The following is a 16,946-nucleotide window of genomic DNA, read 5'->3' as shown; positions in this document are numbered from 1 at the left end:
GCGAGACGATTGGGGGACTGGCATGCGAATCTTGGTGTACCCGCACGATCTTGAGATCGGCGGCAGTCAGCTCAATGCCATAGAGCTGGCCACCGCGGTCAGAGATCTTGGCCATGAGGTGGTGGTCTACGGCCAGCGGGGAGCGCTGAATCCTCGTATCGAGGAGCTCGGTCTGGAGTTCATCGAGAGCCCACGACCCAGCCTGCGGCCGACCCCGCAGATCGCCGCCCATCTGCGGACAGTGGTCACGCAGCGCGAAATTGACATCGTGCACGGGTACGAGTGGCCGCCGATCCTCGAGGCGCAGATGGCGGTGACCGGCACCAGCGCCGTTGCGGTCGGCACCGTGATGTCCATGTCGGTCGCACCATTCATTCCGCGTGGTCTGCGGCTGGTCGTGGGAACGCGCCAGATCGCGGCGTACGAGCGTTGGGCGGGCAGATCCGCCGTGCACAGTATCGAGCCGCCAGTTGATCTGGGGCACAACGGAATCGGTCACGAGGGTGATCCGGCTGAGTTCCGTCGGCAATTCGACATCCCGGCCGGGCTACACCTGGTGGTTGTGGGTCGTTTGGCTGAGGACCTCAAGCTGGAGGGTCTTCTGACGGCCATCGAGCGGACCCCGCTGCTGGCACCGGACGCCGTCCTGGTCATCGTGGGCGACGGCCCCGCGCGCGACCGCGTCGAGCGCGCTGCGGAGGCCGCCAATGAGCGAGCAGGCCGGCGCGCGGTCGTGCTCACCGGCGAGGTTGACGATCCGCGTCCCGCGTACGCGCTCGCCGACATCTCTCTCGGAATGGGCGGTTCCGCGTTGCGCGCGATGTCTTACGGTGCGCCGCTTGTGGTCCAGGGCGAGAAGGGCTTCTGGGAGACCCTGACGCCCAGCAGCGTGGGGCAGTTCCTCTGGGGCGGCTGGTACGGGGTGGGTGCCGGAGCCCACGAAGGCGCAGCGCGGTTCGACGCTGCGGTGCAGCCGCTGGTGTACGATGCCGCGCTGCGGGAGCAGCTGGGCGCGTTCGCCATGTCGACCGTCAAGCAGCGGTACTCGCTCAGTTCGGCGGCCACCAAGCTGCGCGATGTCTATGCGGCCGCGCTCTCCGAGCGCGCGGAGTTGAAGCTGGGCACGATGGCGTCCGCCCGGGTGTTTGCCGGCGCGCCACTTCGGTGGGCGCGATTCCTGCGCGACAAGATTCCCTACGCGCAGGCTGAGGCTCGTGAAGACTTCAACGCCCGACCGGTGGGTTACGAAGCCGGGACGAGTCCCGCCAACCGGCCATTGGTCTATCTGGCCGGGTCACGGTACGACGACGTGGAAGGCACCGACCGCCGGATGGTCGCCGCCCAGGCATCTGCTCGTGAGGTGCTGTGGGTGGACCCGCCGCGGCCGATTACCGACATCCTCCGGGATCCGACCCTGCGGCCGCGGTTGCGTACGCCACTGGTGCGGGAGACGGCGTCGGTTTCGCGCCTGTACACGTGGGGACCACCGTTCCTGACTCGCAGGGGAGTCCGGCGTATCACCGCCGAACTCCATGCTCGTTCTGTGAATCGCGCTGCTACCCAGATCAATCCACTGGTGCCTCCGATTGCGGTCGTCGCCGGCTGGCTCACGGAGACCTCCAGACTGAGAGCCTTCCCCCGGGCGCTGTACCTCACCGACGACCTGGGCTCCGGCGGCGACCTGTTGGGCACAGACGAGACCTATCTCACCGCGAACATGCGTCGTCAGGTGGCGGCCAGTGACGAGATCTTCGCAGTGTCCGAGGAGTTGCGCGAGCGGGTGGCCAACTGGGGTCGCGGGTCGGTGCTCCTGCCCAACGGGGCTGCACCCGAGGTGGCAGCGCTGCTGATGACGCGCGCCTATCAGTCCCGGCTGTCCGGTCCGCTGGTCGGACTGGTCGGGACGATCAACGACCGTCTCGATGTCCAATTGGTACTCGATCTTGCCCGTACCGGAGTTTCGCTGCTCATCGTGGGTCCGCGTCGTGAACAAACCGCCGAAACGCGTGAGGCTCTCGATGAGTTGGTGGCAATGCCGAATGTCGAGTACGTCGGCCGCGTCGCGTACGCCGAGTTGCCGGCCTATCTTGCGTCCATCCGGGTCGGAATCACGCCGTACCTGGATACCAGTTTCAACCGCGCCAGCTCCCCGCTGAAAACGCTGGAGTACCTGGCGGCGGGGCGACCGGTGGTATCGACCGACCTTCCGGCATCACGCAGGCTGAACACCGAACTCGTCGCGGTAGCCGATGACGCCGAGGAGTTCGTGCGATTGGTCCATGATCAGCTCAGCCGGCCACTCCTGCCAGAAGTCGCGGAAGCGTGTCGCGCCGTTGCTGGAGCCCATTCCTGGCATTCTCGCGCGGCGGCTATGAACGCCGTCTTGGACGGGACCAGCCGGTCCCTGATCAAGCAGCCCAAACGCATCCTGCACGATGCCCTCACAACGGAGACCATCTCATGAACCAACCCGTCCCTCTGGTGGACCTGCGTGCTCAGATGGCAGAGGTCAAAGATGCTGTGGGCGCAGACATCCTGCAGGCGCTCGAGACCGCTGGTTTCATCGGCGGCCCGCAGGTCAGCGCATTCGAAGCGGAGTACGCCGACTACGTGGGGGTCAAACATTGTGTCGGAGTCGGGAACGGAACGGATGCAGTCGAGTTCGCGTTACGAGCCCTCGGTGTTGACCGCGACGATGAAGTGATCGTCCCGGCCAACACGTTCATTGCCACAGCTGAGGCTGTGCGGCGCGCCGGCGCAACGCCCGTGTTCGTCGACGTCGACGATGAGTCGCTGCTGGTCAGCCCGCTTGAGGTTTCCAAGGCACTCACCCGTCGTACCAAGGCAATCGTCCCGGTTCACCTCTACGGTCGTCTGGCCGACGTCGAGGCCATTGCGCACGTGGCACCCGGCATACCGGTCGTCGAGGACGCCGCCCAATCCCAGGGTGCTCGGCGCGATGGGCGTGTCTCGGGGTCCTTCGGCCGGGTTGCTGCGACCAGCTTCTATCCGGGGAAGAACCTGGGCGCGGCGGGGGATGCCGGCGCCGTCACGACCGATGACGACGAAATGGCTCGACGGCTGCGCAGCCTGACCAACCACGGCAGCGCCAAGAAGTACGTACACGATGAGCTGGGATTCAACTCCCGACTCGACGCCGTTCAGGCAATCGCCCTGCGGCACAAGCTACGTCGACTAGATGCGTGGAACGCTGCTCGTCGGTCGATCGCGGAGCGGTATCACGAGATGCTTTCCGGGGTCGAGGATGTTCGCTTGCCGGAGACAGGCGTGGGAGATGCCCACGTGTGGCACCTGTATGTCGTGCGGGTCCCGCATCGGGACACGGTTCTGGAGCGGCTCAATGCGGCCGGTATCGGTGCGGCTCTGCACTACCCGGTTCCGGTTCACCTGACGGCGCCGTTCGCGGCTTGTGCCGACGGACCGGGTTCGTTCCCGGTAGCCGAGCAGGCGGCAGGGGAGATCTTGTCGCTTCCGATGTATCCGCACCTGACACCGGCACAGCAGGAGCAGGTCGTCGACGCGCTGGTGGCTGCACTCGCCTCATGAGCGGGGTGGTGGAGCCATCGCTCGAGGCGTCGGCGGGCCTGGAACCGGCCGACGGCGCTGAGGCCTCGGAAAAGCTCGCGGGCTCGGTTCGCCGCGGCCTGGGCTGGAGTGTCGTCAACACCGTGACCAGCAGGCTGGGTTCGCTGATCGCGGCCATGGTGCTCGCACGACTGCTGACCCCGCAGGACTACGGAGCGTACGCCGTCGCCACCGTCGTGCTGGCCGCAGTGCTCAGTTTCAATGAGTTGGGCGTGAGTCTGGCGATCGTGCGCTGGCCCGAGGATCCAGCGAAAATCGGCCCCACCGTGAATACGGTGTCTGCTCTCCTGAGCTGCCTGCTCTTCCTGGGCTGCACGCTTTCCGCGCCGTACCTGGCTGCCCTTCTCAATGCTCCGGCGGCCACCCCCATGATCCGGGTGGTCAGTGTCTGCGTTCTGATCGACGGAGTCACCGCTTCCAGCGCGGCGATGATCGCCCGGGGTCTGCATCAGGACCGTAGATTCGCGGCTGACCTGGCTGGATTCCTCATGGGGACAGTGCTCTCGGTGGTTCTGGCCATCCTTGGCTTCGGTGCCTGGAGCATGATCTGGGGACTGATGATGGCAAATGTGATCTCAGCGATCACGACGCTGACGCTCGCGCCCCGCCGGTTCGGTTTCGGGTGGGATCGGGATATCACCCGGCGGCTGGTCCGATTCGGTCTCCCGCTGGCAGGATCCAGTCTGCTGCTCTTCGTGATGCTCAACGTCGACTACATTCTGGTCGGGCACTTGGCAGGTGCCGAGGCACTCGGCCTCTACCTGATCGCCTTCAACCTGGCCTCGTGGCCGGTGAACATCATCTCGGCCACCGTCCGGCGAGTGTCGCTCGCAGCATTCAGCCGGGCCGCAGCCGACCACGTCCGGTTGCGGTCGGCGTTCCTTCGCGGGCTGACCCTGGTTCTGACGGCCGCCTTGTTGATCTGCTTGCCCCTTGGCCTGCTGGCGCATTCCGTGTTGCGGGTGTTGTACGGCGCCCAATGGACCGGGGCGGCGCAGGCGCTTGGCCTGCTGTGCGTGTTCTCTGCCGGTCGCATCCTGGCTGAGTACGCCTACGACTACTTCATCGCTAGTGACCGCAACCATTTCAACCTGATTCTCCAGGGGGTCTGGTTGGCTGCGTTGGCGCCCTCGCTCGCCCTGGGAATCCGCTGGGCCGGAATCAACGGGGCTGCCGCTGCACAGGCCCTGGTTGTCGTCGTGGTTGTGATCCCGCTGCTGTTTGCCGGGCTGGGCGGCGCCATTCCCTGGCCGGACCTCCTGCGCGCTGCGCGGCGACCACTGCTGACTGCGTTTCCGCCGGTGGTTGCGTGCCTGTTGATCGGGCTGGTCATCGATCAGCCGCTTCTCCTGCTCCTGCTCGGGGGTGCGGTGACCACGCTGGGGTACGCGATAGCCAACAAGGACACGCTGCTGGACATTCGCCGCAGCCGGGAAGCCCCCGTGGTGTAGAAAGCTACCCGCGGCGCAAGCGTGAACTGAGCTGGGCGGCAGAGGATTTCAGGTCCGTCAGGCCATCCTTACCGGCAACCGCAACGATCGAACCACGGATCAGGCCACGAGCTGCGTCGCGTCCCGTGCGCGAAGGATGGCCGAGGAGACGGTCCTTCAGCAGCCGGGATCGGCTCGGTTCGCCCAAGCCGTCCAGTTGCCCCGGGAACAACGCGGCGTACCGGGCGGGGGAAGTGAGCTGGCCGCGGACCCGGTTGCTGACATTCGTGGTGTGGATGACCTGTAGCCACCCAGGGGCGCGGTCGGAGATGTGGCGAACTGCCATGTGCCGGTCCAGCCGGTTGTGCCAGTCCTCCCAACAGGTCAGCGTCAACGGTCGATCGCTGATGGCGCTGCAGAACGCGTTGGACACGTCTCTGCGCAGATAGACGCCGTCGCTGTCACCAACCAGACCGTAATCGAGGTAAATAGCTGCGGCACCAGGCGGCTCCGCTGCTCGTCGTAGGCGCGTCGAGAAGTCACGGGCGATTGCATCGTCGTTGTCGAGGTTGCTGGTGAGTACCCGGGTCGTACCCGGCGACAGAACTTCTTCGATGTCAGCCAGCAGGTCGGTCTTGGTCACCTCCTGCCGGCCGAGCAGTTTCAGCAGACCACGATCCTGCAACGGGAGCAGGCGATCCAGCAGCCACTGCGGGCTTTCGTGATCGACGTAGACCAGCCACTGGATCGGTTCGGTCTGCGCCGCTACGGAGGGCACCGTGTATGTCTCGAACAACTCGATGCGGTTGCGCAGCCAGCCGTCCCTAGCGCGGATGAAACTCTCCGCTCCTGCACTGGGCAGGTTGAACCGGGTGAGCAAGACGTGTTCGATCACGCGGTGCTCCTCACACGTCGGCGGCTCCACCGCTCGGTGAAGTACACGGCGCAGAGCGTCACGATGACGCCAATAAGGGCGATGGCTGCCATGGGACGCACCCGGGAGCCGCTGATCTGCACTACTTCCGGCGTTTCCGGCGAGATGCTCATGGTGATGCGCTGTTCCGCGCCCACGGAGAACCGATCCTGCAATTGCACGAGAGAGGCATTGATCGAACTCAATTCCCGACGCTGCTTTTGAAGAACGGCGGCGGGGTCCGGTCCGTCGGTCTCCACCTGGATCTTGGGTCCCCGCACCGACACCACCCATTGCGAACCAGAATTGACGATGCGCGCATTGGAAGTGTCGTAGAAGCCTTCGCCGTAGAGCGTGGCGTCACTATTGCGAGAACGCAACAACGTGCGGTGTTCGTTGACCAGGGCAGCGAGAATCTCTGCGGTCGGAATGGGGTCGCTGCTGACCTGCCCGAGCTGTTTCGGCTGTGCATCGAAGGCCGCCGGCGTCTCGAGCGTGACCACCTGGTTGGTCCAGTACACGGTTTGCGGATGGGCATGCCACAGCACCGCACCCGAAGCGACCAGACCGAGCGCGGTCACATACCAGAACCGAAGAGCCGCGCGGGCCAAATCGAACGCTGTCATTCCCCAAAACCGGCTTGCCTGACGACCATTACGTGCATACTAGACACACTGATCAGGTGGCCGGTGCGGGTTTCAAAAGACCTGGTGCACCTAGCTTTACGGAGTTCTGAGCCACGCGGTTCAGGGGAAAGTGTCGTTCATGGATTTGGCTGATCTGGGCCGCACTCTGCGCCGACGGTGGTACCTGACGCTGTTGGCCATAGCCCTTGCGATCGCAGTGGCACTGCTCGGCTGGGGCAGAGCCAAGCCCACTTTCACAGCGGCGGGCACCATCTTGCTGATGCCTCCCGTGTCGGTGGTTGAAGCAAAACCAACCGACGGCGCCGCCTATTCGGCCCGGAACCCTTTGTTGTACTTGGGCGGGTTGACGGAAGCGCGAGATGCCGTGGTGTCTGCGTTCTCCACCGAAGCCACCCGCGCGGATCTCGCTGACAACTATCACTCCACCGTCGAGATCACCAGCAAAGACGGGTCCACCGCACCGATCATCGTCTACAGCGTCGAGGGAACGGATGCTTCGCAGGCCGAGCAGGGGCTGAAGCACTTGGTGTCAAGCGCCGGTCCCCGGCTGATCGAGCTGCAGGACGGCTTGAAGGTTCCTCAGAAGGACCGGGTGACGTTCGAGACACTTTCCGTTGATGACAAGGCGACCGCCTCACACAAGAAGCAACTGGAGCTTGCGGTGGTCGGATTCGCCGGCACGCTGGGTCTGGGTCTCTTGCTGATCGCCCTGATCGACGGTCGACGTCAGGCGCAGCGCTCCGCACGCGAACCCGAGCGTAAAGCGCAAGCCCGAACACGACGTACCCGCCCTGAGCCCACGGCGCGAGGGTTGCGAAGGACCTCGAAGACGCCGGATCCGAAGCCCTCCGTCGAGGAGCCAGCGGCGGGCGTCCACGTCGAATCCGACAGTCCCGCTGCGTCGGATGACCTTATGTCGACCGACGCCGTGCCCCGATGACCGCGAGCTTCGACAACCCGGCTCTGGTGAACACCGGAGCCACGAGAGCGGGCGTCGACGCCGTCAGCGTCCTGTCGGTCTACATCGTTTTGATGATGGCCGTTCCGTCAGCGGTCCGATACCTGCCGGCCGGCACATTGGGTGCGCCAGCGACCATGTTGGCGATCCTGGTTTTCTTCTGGTGGGTCTGGGAACACCTGCACCGCAGCACTCCTCACGTGGCGGAGCCGCAGTGGGTGCGACGTGCAGCGTTGCTACTTCTGGTGGTCATACTTGCCAGCTATGCTCACGCATCGCTGCGCCCCGTCCCCGCGGACGAGGTGACGCCCCTCCTGAGTTGGACCATCCAGTTCGCTGCCCTGCTTGGCCTGACCCTCACCGCATGCGACGGCATCACCAGCACGACGCGACTGATCATCCTGCTCAGGCGAATTGCCCTCGTCGGCGGTGTAGTCGGCCTGGTCGCGTTCCTGCAGTTCTTCACCCATCGGTCCTGGCTGGATCATCTGGTCCTGCCGGGATTGTCGATGACGGGGGACAGTTCGATCAGCGATCGGGGTATGTTCAGCCGGCCGACCGGCACTGCGCAACACCCGCTGGAATTCGGTGCCGTCATCGCGATGATCGTGCCAATCGCGATCACCTCGGCCCGGGTGGCGGTGCGTCGGCGACCGGCCTGGTGGATCCTGGTCGCGATCCTGGTGGTCAGTGCCTGTCTGAGCGTCTCCCGCAGTGCGCTGATCTGCACGACCCTCGCCGTCTTCATTCTTGCCCTCGGGTGGTCCAACCGGGATCGTCTGATCGCTTTGGGAACGGGTGTCGTCGGAGCAGTTGTGATTGCAGTCGCGATCCCCGGATTGGTCGGCACCCTTCGCGGAATGTTTGGCGACCCGTCCAACGACGGCAGCGTGCAGTCGCGCACCGAAGCAGTCAGCTACGTGATGCAGATGTGGTCCCGGTTCTTCTGGCTGGGACGCGGCTACGGCACTTTCCTGCCCAAGTACTGGATTGCCGACAACGGTTATCTGGGCTTTCTGGTGACGACCGGAATCCTGGGAATCACCGCGCTGTCCCTGCTGTATGTCGCTGCGCTGGTGTCGGCCCGGTTCGGCGCCCGGCGGTTCGACGACCCGAGAGACCGCGAATATGCCCACGCCGTGTTCGCGGCCTGTTTCGCGGGGATCGTCTCCATGGCGTTTTTCGATCTACCGTCCTTCCCGCAAGCGGCCGGATTGCTGTTCCTGCTTCTCGGAGTTTGCGGTGCGATACGGCGTCTCGCACAAGCCGAGCGCCGACCAGCCACCGTCGCAGGGGACGCAGCCCACGCCGCTGCGCCGGTTCCGGCCGCTGTCGAGCGCGCGGAACGTCAGCCGTTGGAGGTTTCGTGACAACTGCGCCCACCCCGGTCAGCATCATCATCATCACGTATAACAGCGGGTCTCACATCGGCGCACTCTTGGATTCGCTACCTGCTGCGACGAAGGGTGTCCAGGCCGATGTGATCGTGGTGGACAACGGTTCCACCGATTCCACCGTGGAGCAGGTGCTCCGCCGGCCGCACATCACGGTCGTCGCAGCCGGCGGCAACGTCGGTTACGCGGCAGGCATCAACATCGCTCGTCGGATGATTCCACGGGGTCACGCCGTGCTTGTGCTCAACCCCGATCAGGTACTGGGGCCCGGTGCGGTCACCCACTTGCTGGCGGCCCTGTCGTCGAGCAGTTCCGCTCCGCGTGGGGTTGGGATCGTCAGCCCGGTGCTCACTGATCCAGGCGGTCGCGTTTCCCCACACCTTCGCAGGGAGCCCACGGTCGTCAACGAATTCGGAGAGGCATTGTTTGGTGACCGATGGGCCGCCCGGCCGGGATGGCTATCGCAGGTGCGACGCAACCTCACCGACTACGAGATACCCCACGAGGTGGAATGGGCGGGCGGCGCGGTCGTCCTGGTGGCACCGAAATGCTTTGATGCAGTGGGAGATTGGTGCGAGGACTTCTTCCTTTACGCTGAGGAGACCGACTTCATGGCCCGCGCTCGCGATGCTGGATTCAGTGTGCGCTTCGAACCGCTCAGTGTCGTTGAGCATGTCGGTGCGGGATCGGGAAGTGCGCCTGGGTTGGTGGCGTTGATGGCTGTCAACCAGCTGCGCTACTACCGCTCGCGACACCGGCCGGTCCCGACCGCGCTGTTTGCAACTGCTCTCGTCCTGAACCATTCGCTACGTGCTTCCCGGCCTGAACACCGCGCGGCTGTCGCAGCGTTGCTGTCTTCGCGTCGGCGGCGTCGACTTGCCCGGGGCGACCGGCCGAATCCGCGCGTGGTGCGCTCCGGAAGCAGAGTCGAACAGGTACCAGCGGTGGGCGCATGAACTGGGCGACATCGCGGGTTGCTGAACTGTGCTTCCACGGCATCGGGGTGCCGGACAGGCAGTTGGAGCCGGGGGAGGATCGCTTCTGGGTCGATCCGTCGACCTTCGCGTCAATTCTGGATGCAGTGCGTGACTTTCCCTCAGCAACAATTAGTTTCGACGATTCGAACGTGTCCGACGTCATCTATGCCCTCCCCGGGTTGGAACGTCGGGACCTGCGCGCGGACTTCTTCGTCATCGCTGGGCGACTTGACCAACGGGGTTCACTGGGTTGCGAGGACGTGCGCGAACTCGGTCGACGCGGGATGCGCATCGGCAGTCACGGAATGGATCACGTGTCCTGGAGGCAGGTGCGCAGCGCATCTTCGCAGGAACGCGAGTATGTGCTGGCCCGGCGGATGCTGGGCGACCTGACCGGAACCGAGGTGACCGCTGCGGCCTTCCCGAGAGGCGCGTACGACCGCGCCGCGATCACAACGTTGCGGGCGCTGGGTTATGAAGACCTTCGGATCATCGACGGTGGTGCCTCGTCACCGGATGCGTGGCTGCGCGACCGATACTCCGTAACCCGGTTCGATACCGCCGAGTCGATCGCCGCGTATCTGGCCAGCCCGGATGGCGGACTGGCAGGGCGGCTGCAACGCACCGTGAAGCGAGGGATCAAGCGGTGGCGATAACGGTCCTCACCGGGTTCGCTGAGGCGTTCGCAGCTGTCGAAGCGACCTGGTCCCTCCAGTCCGCCGGAATGGAGGTCGTCCTGCTGGCCAGAGCGGGCCGCCGCAGCGCAGCGCGAAAGGTGCGTGGAGTGCGCGTCGTCGAGGTCACTGCGCCAGAAACCAGCGCCACTCAGTGCCTCCGCGACATCGAGAAGCTCGTGAGCGACGGTGGTCTCGACGCCTTCCTGCCACTCGACGATGCCGCACTATGGGTCGCCGGCAATGCCCGGTGGAGGGCAACCGTCGTGGCAGGGCCGAGCCCGGAGGCTGCATCCTGGGCGCTCGACAAAAGTCGTCAGTTCGATTCAGCGCGCCGAGCCGGCCTGGACGTCCCGGAGTCGACCGTGTTTGAGTGTCCTGAGCTATTGGCACCCCTCGCGTACCCGTGTGTCCTCAAGGCGACGCTGCCGGTTGCCCTCATCGGAGACACCCTGGTCCGCCCGCCGGGCGTCGTCTGCTCGGACGCCACCGAACTCGCGGTTGCACGTGCTCGCTTGGCACCGGTCCCCACCGTCGCACAGACGATGGTCAACGGTGTCGGCGAAGGGGTCTTCGGGATATTCGACGGCGAACACATTCGTGCCGTTTCAGGGCATCGGCGCATTCGGATGGTGAACCCGCAGGGGTCTGCATCATCGGCCTGCGGATCGGTCGACGTCGATCCGCACTTGGCGGAGGGCGTCCGGCGGATGCTGCGAGAAGTCGGCTGGCAGGGCGAATTCATGGCCGAGTTCCTGCGCGATCGGGACGGCACCGCCTGGTTCATGGAACTCAACGGAAGAGCCTGGGGCAGTCTGGCCCTCGCGCGACGGAGGGGTTTTGAGTACCCCGCCTGGACCGTACAGCACGCTTTGAATCTGCCCCTGTCTCCGCCTGCTCCGATTGCCGCGGATCACGTGCGTTGTCGACACGTCGGCCGGGAGATCACTCATCTTGCCTTCGTGGCCAGAGGACCCCGTTCGTCGGCATTGAGCCAGTGGCCGACGTTGTCACGTTCGGTGCGCGATGTGCTCACCGTGCGCCGGAGTGACACTTTCTACAACTGGAACCCACGACAGCCAGGGATTCTGGCGATCGATACATGGCGGACCCTGAAGGAACAGCTCGATGGTGTGCGTGGACGACACGGGAAGTAGGTGCAGTTCATGGCCCGGCTGCGGGTAGCGGCGCACATCCACTCGGCGTTCTCCGACGACTGCGATTGGCCGCTGGACCGGATCTGTCGCACGCTTCGTCGCCAGGGGTATCACGGTGCGCTGGTATGCGAACACGACCGGGGGATGACTGCAGATTCGTGGGAGCGGATCCGCGAGGAGTGCGCCCGCCTCAGTCAGTCCGGGTTCCTGGTTGTCCCCGGGATCGAGTACCAGGATCCGACGCACACCATCCACGTTCCCGTTTACGGTCCGGCGCCGTTCCTTGGCAGTAGCCCAACCGTTCAGGACGTTCTGTCCCATGCCCGCGCCCACGCCGCGATCGGCGTTCTTGCGCACCCACGCCGTCGGGATGCCTACCAGGTCTTGACCACCGACGACCTGCGACTTGCGTCGGGAATCGAGGTCTGGAATCGCAAGTACGACGGGATCCGGCCAAACGACTGGGCCTTCGAGCAAGCCTCCACTCATGGGCTGATCGCGTTCACAGCACTGGATTTCCACGGACCTCGGCAGTTCTTCCCGCTCAGTATGGACGTCCGGGTCGAGGGCGAGCCGACGGTTTCGAACGTTGTGAGCGCGATCGCGGCCGGAGCTGTCGCCCCCACGGTCCTCGGCGCGGCGTTGGAACATGCACTCACCGGAACGTTCGGAACAACGGCCCGGTGGGCTGAGTCGACCCGAGCACGTATGGCGCCAGGTGTGCGACGACTTGAAGCCGCAGTGTCGAACACGAGGCAACGCGTGCCGCGCCTCAAGCGGTGAGGCTACCCACCCGACGGGATTCGTCGCGTTCCCAGAGTGTCGCTGTCTTCCGACGGCCCAGGCGTCCTTGGACGACGACGGAAAGGTAGATGCCGGCGTCGAGGAGAGACCTCGGTCCGTGAACCGTCGCTACCAATTGCCGACCGACGGAGGAGGTGGTCCGGCTCTGTGGTGGCAGCAGACCGTGGTCTTGTAGTTGGCGGTTTCCGCGGTAGGAACGTCGCATGACGCTCAGCAGATCGCGTCGGTTCGTCGGGGCGTAGACAACGACGTCCTCGGTATCGACGATGGTTTTCTCCGCGTTGGAGAACAAAAGGTCGACGAATACGTCATCCGCGATCAGAGCGGGGAATTCTTCGAAACGTTCACGAGCAGATCGGCTCAGACCGTAAGTCCCAGCTCCCCAGAGGTGTCGCTGATTCTCGGGCAACTTCGAGCGGGCTCGGTAATAGGACCGGACAAAAAACGACGACCCGTGTGTGTCGTAGTGCATCGAGGGCCGCGCCGCTAACGAGCGATTGTTGGAAAGGCAATCGAAAACGTCGCGGACCGCGTCGGCCGTGATGCTCACGTCGGCGTCCAGGTAGATACGCGGCCAGTGCGAGGCGAGTTGATCGGCGTAGTTCAAGGCAGCTGTTTTCGATGCGACATCGACCTGCACGACTCGCACCCCTGCCACCTGCGCGGCTACCTCGGCGGTCTGGTCGGTGCATCCGTTCGCTGCGACGATCACCTCCACCTCGCCGTTCGCAATCATCTGCGCCAGTGGGGACAAGGTACGAGCCAGGACCGCCGCCTCGTTGTGCGCTGGGATGATGATCGCACCCAGGACAGCAGCGGATCGCAAACTCTGTTTGTCAGTCATCGTCCGCCGGCTACGCCGATCTCGTCCGGGCGCGCCCTGCGGAGTTGGGCGTACGCCGGGGGCCTTGTAACAGGTAGCGCCGCCAGAGCCGTCGTGGTTCCTTGGCCAGGCGGTAGCTCCACTCCAGGCCGGCGCTCTGGACCCATACCGGTGCCCGGTTAGCGGTCCCCGCTAGAAAGTCCGCCGACGCACCGAAGGCCAACAAAACACGGGCTCCTGTGGCAGCACCGTTGCGCTGGATCCACATTTCCTGCCGCGGTTTGCCCAGGCCGACTACGAGAATCTGGACGTCGTGGGTCCGGATCTCCTTGGCGAGGCGGGTGGACTGCAGGGGGCTGGTGATCTGCTGTCGGCTCGGTGACCACGTACCGGCTAGGTTCAACGTCGGAATCTTGTCAGCGACGCGGGTGCGCAGCCGAGCCAGTGAGTCCTCGGTTCCGCCGAGGAACCCCACCCTCAGGTTGAACTGGGCAGCGTTCCACAAGATGGGCAGGAGAAGGTCCGATCCGGCCAGCCGTGGCCAGTCCTGGCCGGTCAAGCGCCGCACGCACGCGGCAATCGGCGCCCCGTCGATGAGGTTCAGCCAGCGCACGCGATCGTTGTCGACCATCGCTCGGCCGTAGGCTGCCCCGCCGGGCCCGAAGTGGTAGAGATGATCCAGATTCGCTGAGGCGACTGCTAGTGCCGGTTTCTGGTCAGTGACGGCGGCGTCCATGATCTGTTCGAGTGCGCTATTCCAGCTCATGAGATCTACCCGGCTGCCGGAAATATTGACCGATCCGGTACGGGTGTCAAGAGAAACGGACTCATGGTGGAATTGTTTTTGGGCAGAAACCAGCGTCGAATGGTCCCTCATGCTACTTCCTCCGTGTTCGACTGCCCGGTCGCGAGGGCCAAGGACGAGGTTGCGGGCGTCGGGCCGAATGCGACTGGTCTCTCGCAGAAATGCTAGCCTTTCACGTGGTGCGTGTGACCCGATTGGCATAATTCGGCGGGCCGATTTCGCGACGACCCGCGGGGGTAATGACAGGGTCTACGACGTGCGGGCATGTTCGCGGTGTGCGGCGCCCGCTGACCGATGTGCACGACGTCAGCGCGGCTACCTGCGCTCACCAGGAGCGAAGTTTCGTCGGTGTGAGGCGTAGCAGCTGGGAGTACTCCGACTGGAACCCTCCGGGGTCGAGCCGAGGCTCTTGATGCCGTCGGCGTACTTGCGCAGATAGGCCGACATTTCCGCCTCGGTCGCCCCGTTCGGGTCCCGCTCGGCGCGCGCAGTGAGCGCAACGACGTCGGCGCCAGCGGGTGATGAGTTGAGGTTCAAGGCAACTCGCGGGTTGGCAGCGATGTGCTTCAGCTTGCCGGTGCCGGGCTGGCTGAAGATGAGGAAACGATCGTTCTGCCATAGGAACCATACCGGTGTGGAGACGGGGCCGCCTGTGGCGGAGACGGTGGTCAGCCAGATGATCTGCTCGTCGGCGAGGCGCTGCGCGATTGGTTCGGGGATCTCGATTGTCATGGCCTTCACCCTCCTCCGCGCCGCGACGGCCGGCAATAGCCTGCCCGCGTTAGCCGGCGGTGTCCTGATGGGCCAGGCGCCGCAAGGTGGCCAGCAGGGGATCGGTCAGCAGGGTGCCCACCGTTACCTGACGAACGGCGCCGACGGGATCGCCCGGCACGGACGCCACGTCCACCTCGGCGATCTGTCGGATGAGCCTGGCGTAGTCGCGCAGCTGCTGATCGGTCAGCACCACGCCGGTGCGCCGGGCGTAGTCGACCTGCCGGTCGAGCGCGGCCAGTAGCGGGCCATCGGGGTCGACGTGCCAGCCCAGATCGTCGACCAGAGCGCGCGCTGTACCCGCCGGATCCGGTGCCTCGTCCCGCAGTGTCGCGGCCTGCGCCTCCCGTAGCAACTCGCCGCGATCGTCCGGCGGGCGGTCCATCACGGCGATGACCCGGCGGATGGTCGCCAGATCGAGATCGGCCGCCTCGGACAGAGCCCGGATAGTGCGGATCCGTGAAAGGTGCGACTCGTCGTACTCGGCCGTCGTCCTCGTCACGACGACCCCCGGCGGCAGCAGACCCTCCCGTAGATAGAACTTCACCGTCGGCACGCTGACCCCGGCGGCGGCGGCCAGTTCTGAGATTCGCATGGTCACCTCCTTGCGTTGGATATTAGTACTATCTAGATTAGATACCACCACTATCCAAGGAGTTGCCATGTCAGAGCAGAAGACAACCCACCTGACCCACGGGCACGACGGCGACCTCGCCGTCTTCCTGATCGGGATGCGGCTGAACAAACCGCACCGGGTCGACCTGTGGCTGCCGGCCTTCCGGGCGATGGGCCGGATGATCTCCGAGCTCAGTGCCGATCAGGCCGGCGCCGGGCAATTGGGCTTCCTCGCCGCGCGACCGGTGATGGGCCTGACAGGCCCCACCGTGATCCAGTACTGGCGCAGCATCGATGACATCTACGCCTACGCGAACGCGCCCGAGCACGAGCACCGCCCAGCCTGGCGCGACTTCTATCGCCGGACCCGCGAGGCCCGGGGCGCCGTGGGCATCTGGCACGAGAGCTTCGCCGTGCCGGCCGGTCACCACGAATCGCTGTATGTCGACATGCCCACCATCGGTCTCGCCGCGGCGTTCGGTGCGGTGCCCATGGTCCATCGCGGCCGCACCGCGCGCGAACGCCTTACTGCCCCAGCGTGAGACCGGCCCATGCGGCCGCCAGAGCAAGCACCATGACGACCACGCCGTTGATGACGGCCAGCCCGTACCGGCGTTCCTGGGCCAGGCGCACCGTCTCGATGCTTGCGGTGCTGAAGGTCGTGTAGCCGCCCATCGCGCCGGTGCCCACGATCAGCACCCAATCGTGTGACATCGCGCCGCTCGCGCCGAGACCCGTGAGCAGTCCGAGGACGAACGACCCGGACACGTTGATCATCGCCGTCCCGATCGGAAACCCGGTGGGCCATCGGGCCCGGACGGCCCCGTCCACCACGAAACGCAGGACCGCACCGACGCCGCCGCCCACGATGAGCGCAAGGAAGACAGGCAGGCTCACGGAGCCGTCCGCCGATGCACCATTGCCCCTGTGACGATTCCGGCGGTCGTGGCGATCGCGCCGACCAGCACCGTCGCGACGGCGTACAGCCACCCGGTGCCGGCGTCGGCGTGTCTCATCAGCTGGGTCGCCCCGACGGCAAACGTGCTGTACGTCGTGTATCCGCCGAGGAACCCGGTGCCGAGCAGTAGCCGCGCGACACGGCGTCGTCCGGCGTCGGGGCCGTGCCGCACCAGCAACTCCAGGAGCAGCCCCAGGGCGAAGGCGCCGGTCACGTTGACCGCGAAGATCGTGGCGGGAAATCCAGAGTCGGGCCACGCGAGGCTGAGCCCCTCCCGCGCGGCGGTGCCGAGCGCGCCACCGATGAAGACCAACCCGGCGTACGGCGCGCGCAGATGCAGCGGGCGGCTCGCCCGACCCCCGCCGGAGTCGACGTCCGGGTCAACCGGTAGGTCGTCGTACGTCACGGGTTGTC

18 protein-coding genes are annotated in these 16,946 nt (G+C 65.3%); 10 read left to right on the top strand and 8 right to left on the bottom strand.

What is annotated here, in order from left to right; all coding sequences use genetic code 11:
* Positions 1-22: 22 nt before the first annotated feature.
* From ACFQBT_RS12900 to ACFQBT_RS12890, 3 genes are read left to right on the top strand one after another with little or no spacing between them, the layout of a single operon-like run.
* Positions 23-2,464 (top strand): glycosyltransferase family 4 protein, encoded by a 2,442-nt coding sequence (locus ACFQBT_RS12900; protein ID WP_377823231.1) that lies wholly within the window; start codon positions 23-25, stop codon positions 2,462-2,464.
* Positions 2,461-3,567: a DegT/DnrJ/EryC1/StrS family aminotransferase gene (locus ACFQBT_RS12895; RefSeq protein ID WP_377823229.1), complete on the top strand. Its 1,107-nt coding sequence runs from the start codon at positions 2,461-2,463 to the stop codon at positions 3,565-3,567. Before ACFQBT_RS12900 ends, ACFQBT_RS12895 begins: the two co-directional genes overlap by 4 nt.
* On the top strand, positions 3,564-5,057 hold the full coding sequence (locus ACFQBT_RS12890; RefSeq protein WP_377823227.1) for an oligosaccharide flippase family protein: 1,494 nt from the start codon (positions 3,564-3,566) through the stop codon (positions 5,055-5,057). Before ACFQBT_RS12895 ends, ACFQBT_RS12890 begins: the two co-directional genes overlap by 4 nt.
* Before the next feature lie 4 nt (positions 5,058-5,061).
* Here the strand turns inward: ACFQBT_RS12890 and ACFQBT_RS12885 are convergent, their stop codons facing one another.
* A complete protein-coding gene (locus tag ACFQBT_RS12885) occupies positions 5,062-5,931 on the bottom strand; it encodes a glycosyltransferase (RefSeq protein ID WP_377823225.1) in 870 nt (289 codons plus the stop codon).
* Positions 5,928-6,575 carry a hypothetical protein gene (locus ACFQBT_RS12880; protein ID WP_377823223.1) on the bottom strand — a complete coding sequence of 216 codons (648 nt, stop codon included), beginning with the start codon at positions 6,573-6,575 and terminating at the stop codon, positions 5,928-5,930. Before ACFQBT_RS12880 ends, ACFQBT_RS12885 begins: the two co-directional genes overlap by 4 nt.
* Before the next feature lie 130 nt (positions 6,576-6,705).
* Here ACFQBT_RS12880 and ACFQBT_RS12875 point away from each other — a divergent pair, with 130 nt between their 5' ends.
* From ACFQBT_RS12875 to ACFQBT_RS12850, 6 genes are all read left to right on the top strand, one after another.
* Positions 6,706-7,536: a hypothetical protein gene (locus ACFQBT_RS12875; RefSeq protein ID WP_377823221.1), complete on the top strand. Its 831-nt coding sequence runs from the start codon at positions 6,706-6,708 to the stop codon at positions 7,534-7,536.
* Positions 7,533-8,924: an O-antigen ligase family protein gene (locus tag ACFQBT_RS12870; protein WP_377823219.1), complete on the top strand. Its 1,392-nt coding sequence runs from the start codon at positions 7,533-7,535 to the stop codon at positions 8,922-8,924. The genes ACFQBT_RS12875 and ACFQBT_RS12870 overlap by 4 nt, the downstream gene beginning before the upstream one ends.
* Positions 8,921-9,904 carry a glycosyltransferase family 2 protein gene (locus ACFQBT_RS12865; protein ID WP_377823217.1) on the top strand — a complete coding sequence of 328 codons (984 nt, stop codon included), beginning with the start codon at positions 8,921-8,923 and terminating at the stop codon, positions 9,902-9,904. The genes ACFQBT_RS12870 and ACFQBT_RS12865 overlap by 4 nt, the downstream gene beginning before the upstream one ends.
* Positions 9,901-10,581, top strand: a complete 681-nt coding sequence (locus ACFQBT_RS12860) for a polysaccharide deacetylase family protein (RefSeq protein ID WP_377823215.1) — start codon at positions 9,901-9,903, stop codon at positions 10,579-10,581. Before ACFQBT_RS12865 ends, ACFQBT_RS12860 begins: the two co-directional genes overlap by 4 nt.
* A gap of 128 nt (positions 10,582-10,709) precedes the next feature.
* Positions 10,710-11,756 carry a hypothetical protein gene (locus ACFQBT_RS12855; protein WP_377823214.1) on the top strand — a complete coding sequence of 349 codons (1,047 nt, stop codon included), beginning with the start codon at positions 10,710-10,712 and terminating at the stop codon, positions 11,754-11,756.
* 9 nt (positions 11,757-11,765) lie between these two features.
* Positions 11,766-12,539, top strand: a complete 774-nt coding sequence (locus tag ACFQBT_RS12850; RefSeq protein WP_377823212.1) for a PHP domain-containing protein — start codon at positions 11,766-11,768, stop codon at positions 12,537-12,539.
* Here the strand turns inward: ACFQBT_RS12850 and ACFQBT_RS12845 are convergent.
* The 4 genes from ACFQBT_RS12845 to ACFQBT_RS12830 form a co-directional block, all read right to left on the bottom strand.
* On the bottom strand, positions 12,529-13,404 hold the full coding sequence (locus ACFQBT_RS12845) for a glycosyltransferase family 2 protein (protein ID WP_377823210.1): 876 nt from the start codon (positions 13,402-13,404) through the stop codon (positions 12,529-12,531). The two genes, ACFQBT_RS12850 and ACFQBT_RS12845, sit on opposite strands and share 11 nt — an antisense overlap.
* Before the next feature lie 10 nt (positions 13,405-13,414).
* On the bottom strand, positions 13,415-14,149 hold the full coding sequence (locus tag ACFQBT_RS12840) for a WecB/TagA/CpsF family glycosyltransferase (protein WP_377823209.1): 735 nt from the start codon (positions 14,147-14,149) through the stop codon (positions 13,415-13,417).
* A gap of 354 nt (positions 14,150-14,503) precedes the next feature.
* Positions 14,504-14,920: a TIGR03667 family PPOX class F420-dependent oxidoreductase gene (locus tag ACFQBT_RS12835; protein ID WP_377823207.1), complete on the bottom strand. Its 417-nt coding sequence runs from the start codon at positions 14,918-14,920 to the stop codon at positions 14,504-14,506.
* 49 nt (positions 14,921-14,969) lie between these two features.
* On the bottom strand, positions 14,970-15,554 hold the full coding sequence (locus ACFQBT_RS12830) for a MerR family transcriptional regulator (protein ID WP_377823205.1): 585 nt from the start codon (positions 15,552-15,554) through the stop codon (positions 14,970-14,972).
* 67 nt (positions 15,555-15,621) lie between these two features.
* Here ACFQBT_RS12830 and ACFQBT_RS12825 point away from each other — a divergent pair, with 67 nt between their 5' ends.
* A complete protein-coding gene (locus ACFQBT_RS12825) occupies positions 15,622-16,116 on the top strand; it encodes a DUF4188 domain-containing protein (protein WP_377823203.1) in 495 nt (164 codons plus the stop codon).
* On the opposite strand, the gene crcB is transcribed toward ACFQBT_RS12825, so the two are convergent.
* Positions 16,100-16,471, bottom strand: a complete 372-nt coding sequence (gene crcB, locus ACFQBT_RS12820) for a fluoride efflux transporter CrcB (RefSeq protein WP_377823201.1) — start codon at positions 16,469-16,471, stop codon at positions 16,100-16,102. The genes ACFQBT_RS12825 and crcB overlap by 17 nt on opposite strands.
* On the bottom strand, positions 16,468-16,938 hold the full coding sequence (locus ACFQBT_RS12815) for a fluoride efflux transporter FluC (protein WP_377823199.1): 471 nt from the start codon (positions 16,936-16,938) through the stop codon (positions 16,468-16,470). Before ACFQBT_RS12815 ends, crcB begins: the two co-directional genes overlap by 4 nt.
* Between the last annotated feature and the right edge of the window lie 8 nt (positions 16,939-16,946).

It is taken from the genome of Branchiibius cervicis, assembly GCF_042661605.1.
GTDB lineage: Bacteria > Actinomycetota > Actinomycetes > Actinomycetales > Dermatophilaceae > Branchiibius > Branchiibius cervicis.
Note: the sequence above shows the minus strand (reverse complement) of the source record. Positions and strands in the feature narration are given on the sequence as shown.